The sequence below is a fragment of the Blautia sp. aa_0143 genome, from assembly GCF_004167315.1.
GTDB classification, from domain to species: domain Bacteria; phylum Bacillota; class Clostridia; order Lachnospirales; family Lachnospiraceae; genus Blautia_A; species Blautia_A fusiformis.
In genome coordinates, this window is the sequence record NZ_RCXU01000049.1 from 1 (window position 1) to 12,412 (window position 12,412).

General features: G+C 35.7%; 9 protein-coding genes and 2 pseudogenes. 9 read left to right on the forward strand and 2 right to left on the reverse strand.

All coding sequences use genetic code 11. From position 1 onward, the window contains the following. Positions 1 to 75 precede the first annotated feature (75 nt). From EAI83_RS16290 to uvrB, 9 genes and pseudogenes are all read left to right on the forward strand, one after another. Positions 76 to 431 (forward strand): annotated as a pseudogene (locus tag EAI83_RS16290) (HAD hydrolase-like protein); the annotation flags it as partial. A gap of 32 nt (positions 432 to 463) precedes the next feature. Next, on the forward strand, positions 464 to 1,012 hold the full coding sequence (locus EAI83_RS16295; protein ID WP_129976164.1) for a hypothetical protein: 549 nt from the start codon (positions 464 to 466) through the stop codon (positions 1,010 to 1,012). Positions 1,013 to 1,737: 725 nt separating this feature from the next. Further along, positions 1,738 to 2,097: pseudogene (locus EAI83_RS16305) on the forward strand (DEAD/DEAH box helicase family protein); the annotation flags it as partial. A gap of 256 nt (positions 2,098 to 2,353) precedes the next feature. Next, entirely contained in the window at positions 2,354 to 2,695 is a 342-nt protein-coding gene (locus EAI83_RS16310) for a nucleotidyltransferase domain-containing protein (RefSeq protein WP_129976170.1), read from the forward strand. Next, positions 2,682 to 3,122 carry a HEPN domain-containing protein gene (locus EAI83_RS16315; protein WP_129976172.1) on the forward strand — a complete coding sequence of 147 codons (441 nt, stop codon included), beginning with the start codon at positions 2,682 to 2,684 and terminating at the stop codon, positions 3,120 to 3,122. The genes EAI83_RS16310 and EAI83_RS16315 overlap by 14 nt, the downstream gene beginning before the upstream one ends. A 291-nt stretch (positions 3,123 to 3,413) precedes the next feature. Next, complete coding sequence (locus tag EAI83_RS16320; RefSeq protein ID WP_129976174.1) at positions 3,414 to 4,529, forward strand: MBL fold metallo-hydrolase; 1,116 nt, start codon at positions 3,414 to 3,416, stop codon at positions 4,527 to 4,529. After that, positions 4,519 to 5,970 (forward strand): hypothetical protein, encoded by a 1,452-nt coding sequence (locus EAI83_RS16325; protein WP_129976176.1) that lies wholly within the window; start codon positions 4,519 to 4,521, stop codon positions 5,968 to 5,970. Before EAI83_RS16320 ends, EAI83_RS16325 begins: the two co-directional genes overlap by 11 nt. 3 nt (positions 5,971 to 5,973) lie before the next feature. Further along, complete coding sequence (locus tag EAI83_RS16330; protein ID WP_129976178.1) at positions 5,974 to 9,498, forward strand: AAA family ATPase; 3,525 nt, start codon at positions 5,974 to 5,976, stop codon at positions 9,496 to 9,498. Between the two features lie 125 nt (positions 9,499 to 9,623). Further along, positions 9,624 to 11,612, forward strand: coding sequence for an excinuclease ABC subunit UvrB (gene uvrB / locus EAI83_RS16335; protein WP_129976180.1), 1,989 nt, complete (start codon positions 9,624 to 9,626; stop codon positions 11,610 to 11,612). Between the two features lie 86 nt (positions 11,613 to 11,698). Here uvrB and EAI83_RS16340 read toward each other — a convergent pair whose 3' ends face one another. Both EAI83_RS16340 and EAI83_RS16345 read right to left on the reverse strand, forming a co-directional pair. Continuing rightward, positions 11,699 to 11,968, reverse strand: a complete 270-nt coding sequence (locus EAI83_RS16340; RefSeq protein ID WP_129976182.1) for a hypothetical protein — start codon at positions 11,966 to 11,968, stop codon at positions 11,699 to 11,701. A gap of 117 nt (positions 11,969 to 12,085) precedes the next feature. Continuing rightward, positions 12,086 to 12,349, reverse strand: a complete 264-nt coding sequence (locus tag EAI83_RS16345) for a helix-turn-helix domain-containing protein (RefSeq protein WP_243113536.1) — start codon at positions 12,347 to 12,349, stop codon at positions 12,086 to 12,088. Positions 12,350 to 12,412: the final 63 nt, after the last annotated feature.

Consider the following 12,412-nt stretch of genomic DNA (forward strand, 5'->3'; position numbering starts at 1 on the left):
TCATGGACGCACCCTGAAAAGGCGGTATCCCGCCTTAATTCAGATGCTCTGGTAACTCAGTTGCCGAGTAGTTCACTTCTGAAAGGTGCAAAGCTGATCGGAGCAAACTCAGATGTTTCCGGACCGATTGAGAACGGCATTGCTCCTGCTTGTCGTGCATTGATTGCACCTATAGAAATGGCAACAGGTACACAGGCATATTTCTGTGGGAAACCGAATCCACTGATGATGAGAACAGGATTGAATATGCTTGGATGTCATTCAGCAGAAGCTGTAATGGTTGGGGATCGTAGGAAAGTGGTATGTCTACTGTATTGGTTCTCTCTGGATGTTCAACGAAGGATACACTCAAAACTTATGCTTATCTTCCGACAATGGTATTGAATGGAGTGGGAGATATCGCCAGTATGGCAAAAGCAAAAGAGGAATAGTGTGATTAGGCAAATACCAGGAGGTAAAGTATATGATGAAACTTGATAATTTTGTAGGAATGATGACAGGACATTTTGATAATAAGGATCAATTTAATAAGATGCAGGCAGAAGGGAAAACATATCCATATGCGGAACATGTAAATACAATCTGTAATGACAAAATAAATAACCTTCCTGAAGATTTCAAAGGAAAATTTGTTGTTGAAGAGAGTTATTATGAAATTAATGGAAAACGTCATGCATCTCCACATCTTTTTCTTATCACGGAAATAGAACAGGGAATTTTACTTTCTTCTTATAAAATTCCAAAAGGAGAAGATAAAAATACATTTTCATATGATTCTATGAAGAATGTTGATTACTCTAAACTAGAAAAATCTGAAAAATTTAATCCGGCACTTTATCATGAAAAGGACGGAATTTGGGAGGGAGGCAGCACAAGCCAGTTCTCTCCGGTAATGACATTCAAACTTTGGGAAAAGTTTTCCAACAATTTTCTGGAAGTATCGGAAAGCATGGAAGTTAATGGAAAGAGAACTTTTGGATATGATGAACCAATAATTTATAGGCGTGTATAATCAAAGGTCTGCATATTGGGATGAACTTCAGTTTGTAGAGGACTCGATGAATTTGCGTAATATTGGGCGTTACATGAAGGTTAATTTAAGGAAATAATATGGTAAGCAAAAGCGGGATAACTTTTCAAATATAAAAATAAGCGATATTATAAAAATTCTTTTTCAATTAAAAATAAGAAATGATTATCTGCCGTACGACGGCAAAAGAAAAAAGCCGTCGTACAGCAGTCATTTGACACGCCCGTATAAAACGGCGGCTTTGACTTTTCAAAGTCGCTGTTTCTTTGCGTTTACGCAAACTTATCATATTGAGTGAAGTATCGAAAGTGATTGAAATAGACTTAATCCTGGAGGAATATTTCAACGCGGCATGATAAAAAATAGAATAGTAGTGATTGAAAAAAGTACAAATAAGAATCGAACATTTGTGCTTTTTTCTTGCGTTAATCTATATACTTTCAAAAATTTATTTGATATAATAGGGACTGTTACAAGAACAGACAGTAAAAATATGACAGGACCGGAGGTTAGTATTTTCAGGTATTTCCGAGTGCTGTTTTATCCGCAAATATTAGTTTTGTGACTTTTATTCGTAACGAGGTGAAAAGGACATCTATTCACCATAAAATAAGCTTTTCGTTACGAATCTGGATACGAATTTTTGGCTGATAATGATCATAGTAAAAGTCACAACTTATTGAACATTAGTAGTTCAATAAGCGTGAATGGAGGGATTTACCATGAATGCAGAAAAAGGACATTCGCAATCCGCTGACAATAGTCAGCTACTTGCTCATAAAAGCAGCCCACAGGGCGGACATGCTTTTAAATTAAAAGCCCCATATAAGCCAACCGGAGACCAGCCACAGGCGATTACAGAGCTTGTGAAAGGGTTCAAGGAAGGCAATCAATTTCAGACTTTACTAGGGGTTACGGGTTCTGGAAAAACTTTTACGATGGCAAATGTGATTCAGCAATTACAGAAGCCGACACTTGTCATCACTCATAATAAGACGTTAGCGGCTCAGTTATACGGAGAGATGAAGGAATTCTTCCCTGAGAACGCAGTAGAATATTTTGTATCCTAGTATCTTGATATTAATTCGTATACTATATATTGAATAAATAAGATGAAATAATACCATATAAAGCACAATAACTGATAGATTAAAAACAAATGGACAAGATGGATTCACTATAACGGTGAACAAAATTCGTCGAAGAAAGTAGTAAAATTGATACATGGAAAATATTGATTGAGAAACGAGGGTAAACTGGTTATAATAAAATTAAGAAGTAAGTAGAGTATAGAATGATCAGCAGAAAATGAGGTGATGATATATGCCAAAGATGATGCAGGATTTAATCGAACAGTATGTAGAAGAGATCAAGAAGATCTATGGTTCCCATATACGCCAGATAATTCTTTATGGTTCTTATGCAAGGGGTGACTTCCGTCCGGATTCTGATGTGGACATTATGATTCTGGTAGATATGTCAGATCTGGAATTAAAGGCATATGCACAACAGCTCTCGTACATGACCTATGACTTTAATATGGATCATGACACGGATATTAAGCCTATTGCAAAAAGTGAAGCACATTTTAACAAGTGGATTGTGAACTATCCATTTTATTCCAATATTCATAAAGAAGGGGTAGTTTTGTATGGAGCAGCATAATCAGGAAATCGGTACTAGACGGGATCTGGTGTTATATCGTCTGGAAACAGCCCGAAATGATCTGAAATCAGCAAGAGCATTATTTTCTATTGAAGATTATAAAGGAGCCAATAACAGGGCATACTATTCTATTTTTCATGCAATTAATGCAGTACATGCTGTAAGCGGTAAAGCATATAAAAGGCATAAGGATGCTGTGGCAAACTTCAATAAGGATTATGTGAAAACATCAGTGTTTCCAAGAGAAATGGGAAGGAAAATCGGACAGGCAGAAGAGATTCGCCATGCCAGCGATTATGATGATTTTTATATTGCAAGTAAAGAAGAATCAGAACGGCAGATTTCAGTTGCAGATGAATTTATAATTCTGGCAGAAAAATATTGTCTGGAACAGCTTGAACAGCAAAAGGAAAGTACAGATGAATGAAGTTGAAAAGATAACAGCATTCAAAGAACTGGTAGAATTGATTAAAGAAAATTCAAAATATTTACCAGAAGACTTTGATCCAGATGCGGAATTGTAAAAGGGAAGAAAAACTTGGATGTGTATTAAAACCAGAAGATGGCTACTATATTAAAATTTAGGAAGATGCATGAAGTAATAAAAAAGTACAGAACAAACGAAAAAATAAAATTATCAAAAAGTATTGAATACGACAGGAATTATAGGTGATTGAAAGGCAAAGTTTCCTTGTAAAGCAGGGGGCTTTGGCTTTTTGTGTATAAACAGGTATTTAATAAAAAGGTGGGAGTTATGGTAAAGATACACATGATGAAGGCACAGGAGGGGGATTTTATTTGGTTAAGTTACGGAGATATGGAAAAGGAGCATCATCTATTAATTGATGGTGGTGTTAAAGACTGTAGAGAAAGATACGCAGATGTAGTAAGATCTATTTCAGCAAAAGGCGAATCGATAGAAGCAATCATTCTCACGCATATAGACTGCGACCATATTGCTGGTGCATGTGAGGGGATTGCCAAAGTTGATGCTGGAATTCTTCAAAGAACGGTTAAAAAGATTATTTTTAATGCATCTAAAAAAATACATAAAGAAATTCTAGTATCAAAAAATTCTGGAGAATATGGGGTTAAAGAAGGAATTGAATTTTGTAAGATATTAAAGGAAAAGGGAATATACGATCGCATTGTTGAAAGAACAATAGCTGGTGAGATTATCAACTTGGAAAATGGTGCGTTGCTTAAAGTTATAAGTCCTGGTGAAAAACAATTAGAAAAATTGTTAGACAAATGGGAATCATATGAAAAAAAACAACTATCGGTTGGTTATTCACCTAATTTAGAGAAAGTTAAGCAGAACTTAGCCGATTTAATGAGAGATAAATCAGGAATAGATAGTTCTGTGAATAATGCTTCTTCAATAGCACTTTTATTTGAATATCAGAATATAAAAGGAGCATTTCTGGGAGACGCAAAGCCATCTATATGTATGGAAGGAATGAAAGAATTTGATATAAAGGACGTTTATCCTGTTGATTTTGTTAAGCTTTCGCATCACGGAAGTATAGCGAATACGAATTTAAAACTGCTCAAAAAGTTGCCTACAGTTAATTACTTATTAAGTACAAATGGTCATGAGAAAAAGGTACCTTCTAAGGTTGTAATTGCAAAATTACTTAGAAATTGTCAAGAGGAAAATAAACCAAAAATAGTGCTTTATTGTAATTATGATTGGTGGGAAAGTCAATATCACAATAAATATTTTACCCAGAAGGATAGGCAGTTGTATATAGATACGGGTGTTTTAAAGATAAATTTGCTTGGCGGAGAAGGAACAAGTGTGAAGGATGGATTGATATTATATGGAAAATAGAGAGTTTCTTGAGCAAATACAACAATATGCGGTACGTATAGGAAATGCAGGAGATAAAGAATTATATGGTTCGGGAACATTATTTCTTGTATCAAAAAGAAAAAAAGTGTGTGTTCTTACGGCAGCGCATGTTGTATATTCATTGATGGGAAAAATAAAAAAACAAGAATTAAAAATTTGTCTGACATGCAAAGATAAAAAAGATGATATCCATTGTATTATTGTAGATGATACGAAATGTATATGCATTTATTCAGAATATAATAAAAATAAGAGGAAAAAGGAATTTTTTAATGATCTAGCTTTAATAGACATTCCATGGGAGAGTTGGATGGATGATATGACAGGTTTTCGTTTGGCTTCAGGGAATAGCGGGGTTGAGATTAAGGGATATGGATTTCCGCTGTCACTTGATGAAGAGAAGGACAGAAGTCTAGCAGATTTATTTGCTGGAATTGAATGCCTTACTGGTACAATAGAATCCCAAAATGTCGGAAGACTAGCAATCAAATATGATGTGCATACAGGGAGTGATATCGAGAGAGACAGCATAATGGAGGGATATTCAGGAACCGGTTTATTTTCGCTTGAAACAGATGGGATTTGTTATAGGGGACTAGTGTCATGTTCACGAGGCGATAAAACAGCAGGCTATACGATGTGGGCTACAGATGCTGGAAAAATAACAGAACTAATGAAGGAAAATAATATTGAAATAGAATGTCCGGAGTCATTTGAACCGTATGGAAAACTTGTGGCTGATGAATTTTCAGAGTACAAAAAGAATAGTAAACGTATTTGGAATGGAGCAACATATAAATTAATTAAAAATCAAGGGATTAGTCCAAAAGATTTTGAAGTGCAGACTAGAAGTGTATTTTTATGTGCAGGTGAAAGAAAATTATGTGATGAGTTCTGGAAAGGCAAATTGAAAGAACTTGTTGTAATGAAAGAAATTCAAGAAGTAGCATGTGAAGAGCTGATTAATCCAATAATGCAATTGCCGTCCAGGTGTGGTGGTAAGGATGTTGTTTTGAAGTTTTTGTGTACGGAATATAAAGCGGAATATATTTTGGGGAAGATGATTGAAGATAGACAATTTGCAAAGGACGGAGAGTATCGGAACAATATGATTCTTTTGGTTAATAGTCCTAAAGGACATGATAATCATATGACTATAATTCCCAGAGCAGATTGCCGTAGCATTATGACAGATATAGCGGATGACTCTACCTGTATAGAAGAGTTAAGTGAGTTGACAGAAAATATTTTAGGTGAAGATCAGAAGAATGCTGAATTTGATATCATAAAAGGTGTAATGGAAAACTGTAATATTGCAGCATTTGGAAGCGGCAGATTGATGGATGTATTAACGAAGGATACAATTGAAAAAATGAAGACAAAATGGAACAGCTTTTTGGAAGAATTGTGGGAGATATAGAATATGGACAAATGGAAAAGGCAAGATATAAATAATCTGGATTTTAAAGAATTGTGTGAGAGTTTTTATTACTATAAAAGAAAAATGGGATATGGTCCAGCTGCAATTGAAGAATACGATGCGAATGTGTTTATCTGTATATTTAAGGATAAGGAGCAATTGATAAGCAACTGGGAAAAAATTAATTATATGATAGCATTTCGTGTACAAAAAAGGAGTGAGATAATAATTGAAAAAAGTAATTTTTATTTCTGTTTGTTTGTAAATGAGTCTATTGGAAGTGATAATAAAAGCAGGATTCAGGGAAATTCTTTCTGTGCAAAAAAATACATTTTTGAAGAAAAGTTAATGAATGAGAAAGAATATTTGGAAAGGGTTGACGCGAGGATTTTTTCTCTTGAAATAGAGAAAACGGTAGGTGAGACATTTAAAATAAATCGAATTGAGCTTCAGAATTTTCGAAGATATGAAGGTAATTTGAAAATTGATTTAACCGGAAAAAATAAAAAACCATCTGCTTTTACATTGATATATGCCCCAAATGGTTATGGAAAAACAAGCTTATTTGATGGTCTGGAATATGCGTTTAAAGGAGAAGTTGAGCGGATTGTGGATTTGATAAAAAGTAATAAAGATCAACCTTTAAAAGGGGCTATATATCATAATAAAAATTGTGCAGATAAGCCTGCATATTCTCAGATTGAATTAGAAGACGGACGCATTATTAAACGCAATGTAGCATCAATTAAAGACGGAAAAAATGACAGTAGATTAAATCAATTAGGAAAAAATAGTGGATTAAATATTATTGGTTCGACTATGGATAAAGAAAAATGGAATCGAATAATACTTCCGCATGATAAAATTGATACGTTTATTTCAGCATATACTCCAACAGAAAGGTACAAAGAGTGGATGAAAAGTGCACCAGAGTTGGAGGCAGAACGTGAAAATTTTATAGAATCATATAAAGCATTAAGAGATAAAGAAATATCTTTGGAGAAAATAGAAAAAGAAATAAAAGAACTGAAAAAAGAGTTGACTAAAATAGAAAAGTCAAAAGTAGCAGTTATTCAGCTGGGTAAATTATGTGAAGAATATAATGCATTGGCAAAATCGGAAGATAGTCTGTTTTTTAATGAAACAAAGAGTAGTTTAGAAATATACAATAATCTACTTAATAAAATAGCAAAAAGAATACGATATATTAAGGGTGAGGTGTTGACTTCGTATGATTTAAAATTAGAACAAGGAAAAAACATCAGAAATGGTAAAATTAGAGATGCTGAAAGCTTAGAATTTGAATTAAAGAATGTAGAAGATAAAAAGCAAAAATTTATAGAACAGAAAGATAAATACAGAAAATTCGTAAATATTGAAAAAGATATAAAAACAATAGAAGAAAAATTCGATCAATTAAAGAAAAAGAAAGATCCATTGGATACAATTTATGAGTTAGGTATAGAAAGAGTGGAGGATGAAAAAAATAGATATTTAGAGTTAAACAAAGAGATAGCAGGAATTGAAAAAACAGAGAAATATTTTGAACTGGAAAATAAAAAGTCGGAAAAAGCTTTTAATGATTTAATAAAGAAAACTACTGAAATTCAAAAGATTATTGATTCAAAAGAAATGCTGATTTCAATTGAGGAAAAAATTGAGACCATTTCAAAAGAAAAAAAGAATATATTAATCAAAAAACAGGATATTCGAAGAATTAAGGAAGCTATAAATAAATTTGATGAATTGATAAAATTAAAAAAGAAAGAATCGGAACGAATAGATACAATTAAAATTCCTAGAAATATTTCTGAATTATCTATAATAAAATGGGCGGAAGTAGAGAGTTTTTTATCTAATGAAGAACAAATGCAATTGAAGACGTATGAGAACTGTTGGAGGGAGTTGAAAAAGGAATTAGAAGTAAGAGAAGAAATTCAAAATCAGGAAAATAAGATTGCTGAAGAAACTAAGAAAATATGTGAACTTGGAAGCGAGTTTTTGTTAAATCATAGAGAACAGACAAGCTGTCCATTATGCAAAGAACCTTTTGCGAACTGGGAAGAATTATTTGAAAGAGTGAATCGAGTTGGAAAAACAACTGAAAAAGAAAATCGAGAAAAAAGACAGCTGATAATTAATCACATAAATGAGTTAGATATTGAGTATGAAAAATTTTATAATATGTTTTTCTCAAAAAAGGAAAATGAACAAGTAAAGCGGCTAGATCAGCTAATTATATATGAACGTGAAAAAAATAATAAAGAGATTCAGTTGGGAAATTTGGAGATAGAAATAGATAGTTTGAGAAAGAAAATACAATTAAATGAAGAATGGTTGGAAAACCAAGATATTATTTTAAATGAGTATTCAATGGAAGAATGGGAGATGTGGTTAGAAAACAAAAAAGTAGAATGCCGAAAATTGCAATTACAAAAGGATGAGTTGAAAAAGAAGATAGAAGAATTACATACAATAAGACAGAACAATAAGGCACATGTTGAGATTAAAAGCAAGCAAAAAGAAAGTATTATAGACAATAGTAAATTATATTCAATGATTCTATTCTTGATGGAGAAACCTGATGAGTTTGATGTGGGATTTGAAAGAAATTCTTTGAAAACGAGCATCGAATTATTAAGAACTGAAGAGAAAAAGAAACGAAATGATTTGATGAAATATAAAGAATGTGGACAAATAGATGAAATGGATATAAAGCAAAAAGTATCTGAATGTGATACAGAGATTGCAAATTTACAAGAACTAAAAAAACAAGCATGTATTTTTGAAAACTTTTCTCCAGAAGGAATGGAGAAAAGTATAAATACATGGGAAAAGGAAAAAAAGAATTATGAAGCACAATTGGAATTGTTATATGAAATGAGGGAAGAAAACGGTGCAAGAACATATTTCGAAAAATATACGGCAATATGTAAGAAGATAGAAAACCAAAATAAAAATTTGGAAAATAAAGTATTACAAATTCGGAAAGTAAAGAAAAGTTATGAAATTGAAAAAAATACCTTGGAAATGAAATTGAAAGATTATTTTAGCCAGACAATTATGAATGAAATATATCAAAAAATTGACCCACATGAAATTATGAAAAATGTTACATATCATTTGAATTTTAATGAAAAAGATGAGCCACAATTATTTATCGAAGTATGTGAGGGAGAAGAATCTAGTAAAGAAGTTTATAGACCGGAAACCTATTTTAGTACAGCACAACTTAATACAGTTGCATTTAGTTCTTTTTTTGGAAGAGCGTTATCAACTAATAATTTACCTGTAAAAACAATTTGTATTGATGACCCAATAGGACATTTCGATGATATGAATATTTTGGGATTTACAGATATGGTTCGTTGCATTTTAGAAAAACAGGATTGCCAGATTATTATGTCTACACATGAGGAAAAAGTATATCAAATTATGAAAAGAAAATTAGATCCTAATTTTTATAACACATTATTTATTCAATTAGATAATAGTGAAAAAGTTATATGGAATAGAGCAAACTGTTAATTGGAAATTTGTAGCTCCCATATTAACCAAGCTATATAGGACGATATACTGAAACTACAACTATATTAAAAGAGTTATGATTCAATTTTTGATAAGAGAAATTTGCTTAAAATGAGGAGAACCGTATGGATCATTTCAAATTACACTCCGAATACCAACCCACAGGAGACCAGCCTCAGGCTATCGAAAAACTGGTCAAGGGTTTTAAAGAAGGCAACCAGTTCGAGACTTTGCTTGGTGTTACCGGTTCCGGTAAGACCTTCACCATGGCGAACGTTATCGCCCGGTTAAATAAACCAACTCTGGTACTTGCCCACAATAAAACACTGGCGGCCCAGCTTTACGGCGAGATGAAAGAATTTTTTCCTGAGAACGCAGTAGAATATTTTGTCTCCTACTACGACTACTACCAGCCGGAGGCTTACGTTCCTTCCACAGACACCTACATCGCCAAGGATGCATCCACCAACGACGAGATCGATAAACTCCGCCTTTCTGCCACAGCGGCCTTATGTGAGCGGAAAGACGTGATCGTAGTTTCATCGGTATCCTGTATTTATGGCCTGGGTGCGCCGCAGGAATTTTTTGATATGATGATCTCACTTCGGCCGGGGATGGAGAAGGACCGTGATGAGGTTATCAAACAGCTGATCGATATCCAGTACACAAGAAATGAGATGGATTTCCACCGAGGAACATTCCGGGTGCGTGGCGATGTGCTGGAGATCTTTCCGGCGAATTCTACAGACCGGGCAGTACGGGTGGAGTTTTTCGGAGATGAGATCGAGCGTATCACAGATATCGATGTGCTTACCGGAGAGATTAAAAGTGTGGAAAGCCATGCAGCGATTTTCCCTGCATCTCATTACGTTGTGCCTCAGGAGCAGATCCGTCGTGCAGCAGATGCCATTTTGGAAGAGATGAAGCAGCAGGTGGAATACTTTAAAAGTGAGGATAAGCTGATCGAGGCTCAGAGAATTGCGGAGCGTACCAACTTTGATGTGGAAATGATGAAGGAAACGGGATTCTGCTCCGGGATCGAGAACTACTCCAGGCACCTGACAGGGCTTGCACCGGGGCAGCCACCGTATACACTGATGGATTACTTCGGAGATGATTTTTTACTTATTATAGATGAGTCCCATAAGACAGTTCCCCAGGTTGGCGGTATGTATGCCGGTGATCAGAGCCGTAAACAGACACTGGTGGATTACGGCTTCCGACTTCCGTCTGCTAAGGATAACCGTCCATTGAGCTTTGATGAATTCGAGAACAAGCTTGACCAGGTAATGTTTGTATCTGCGACACCGGGAGAATATGAATATGACCATGAGCTTCTCCGCGCAGAGCAGATCATCCGTCCTACAGGGCTTCTTGATCCGAAGGTGGAGGTGCGTCCGATCGAAGGACAGATCGATGATCTTGTAGCAGAAGTAAATAAGGAAATTGAAAAGAAAAACAAAGTCCTGATCACGACCCTGACCAAACGTATGGCAGAGGACCTTACCGATTATATGAAGGATCTGGGAATCCGTGTCCGATACCTTCATTCAGACATTGACACTCTGGAACGTGCGGAAATCATCCGCGATATGCGCCTGGATGTGTTTGATGTACTAGTCGGGATCAACCTTCTGCGAGAAGGACTGGATATTCCGGAGATCACGCTGGTAGCGATCCTGGATGCAGATAAAGAGGGCTTCCTCCGTTCGGAAACATCCCTGGTACAGACTATCGGCCGTGCTGCCCGTAACAGCGAAGGCCATGTGATCATGTATGCGGATAACATGACAGAATCTATGGAAAAAGCAATCTCGGAGACAGAAAGAAGGAGAGCGATACAGGAGGCTTACAACAGGGAGCATGGCATCACTCCGACCACGATCAAGAAGGCGGTCCGTGATCTGATCGCTGTTTCGAAGAAGGTGGCAGAGACAGAAGTGAAGCTTAAAAAGGATCCGGAATCCATGAACCGAAAAGAACTGACGAAGGTGATCGCTCAGGTAGAGAAGCAGATGCGTGCTGCGGCAGCAGACCTGAATTTCGAGCAGGCTGCTGAGCTGAGAGACAAGATGCTCGAATTAAAAAAGAATTTGGAAGAATTAACGGAATAGGCTGCGAAGCAGCTGACAGTACAACACCCCTGGCTGTAATAGCCAGGGGTGTTGCCGGGTATGCTCGATCTGTTTTTAGGAAAAGCTTATTTTGTAGTTGAAAAGCCCAGGAAGCGCAGGGTGATGCCGGAGCCCTTGAGAAGATCAGTCCAATATGGAACAGCCATATCCAGAGTGTCGTTGGCAAGCTCGGAAGCATCTTTTTGTGTCAGGATCTGCCTTAGCCTGGAAGAACTGATCCTGGGAGCGGCCTCTGTAACACAGACTGTGCCAGGCAGAATTGCCGATTCTGACGGAAGAATGGCCAGTACAAAGACTGTTATCAGAGATATCAGGATTTTTTTCCATTTTTTCATAGCGATCCCTCCTTCGAAAAAATATGATGGTTCTCTTTATTGATTGATTATAAGTAAAATTCCGGAGAAGGGCACTGGCATTTGTGTCAGTAACTTTGTTATAAAGAAGAGAAGAAGTTATGTATGCTGTTCCCGATAGGCGGAAGGTGTGATCCCCATTTTCTTTTTGAAGCTGGTGCTGAAATAATATTGATTGGCATAACCACATTTCAGGCTGATCTCCTTCAGACTCATAGTAGTCGTAGTCAGGTAACGGGCGGCTGCGGAAATTCGCTGAGATGTGATAAAGTCACTGAGACTGATTCCCTGATTTTTTTTGAAAAGAGCACTTAAATAAGCAGGGCTTACATTGGCAGAGGCAGCAATATTGTTAACTTCCAATTGTAGGTACAACTAAACAAAAATCCATTGCATATCAATTGTTAAAAACCTTGAAAATAAGCC

What these genes read in the sequence shown, in the direction of transcription:
- EAI83_RS16340 (WP_129976182.1), bottom strand. Translation starts at nt 11,968, where the DNA reads ATGAAAAAATGGAAAAAAATCCTGATATCTCTGATAACAGTCTTTGTA.
- EAI83_RS16310 (WP_129976170.1), top strand. Translation starts at nt 2,354, where the DNA reads ATGCCAAAGATGATGCAGGATTTAATCGAACAGTATGTAGAAGAGATC.
- EAI83_RS16330 (WP_129976178.1), top strand. Translation starts at nt 5,974, where the DNA reads ATGGACAAATGGAAAAGGCAAGATATAAATAATCTGGATTTTAAAGAA.
- uvrB (WP_129976180.1), top strand. Translation starts at nt 9,624, where the DNA reads ATGGATCATTTCAAATTACACTCCGAATACCAACCCACAGGAGACCAG.
- EAI83_RS16325 (WP_129976176.1), top strand. Translation starts at nt 4,519, where the DNA reads ATGGAAAATAGAGAGTTTCTTGAGCAAATACAACAATATGCGGTACGT.
- EAI83_RS16315 (WP_129976172.1), top strand. Translation starts at nt 2,682, where the DNA reads ATGGAGCAGCATAATCAGGAAATCGGTACTAGACGGGATCTGGTGTTA.
- EAI83_RS16295 (WP_129976164.1), top strand. Translation starts at nt 464, where the DNA reads ATGATGAAACTTGATAATTTTGTAGGAATGATGACAGGACATTTTGAT.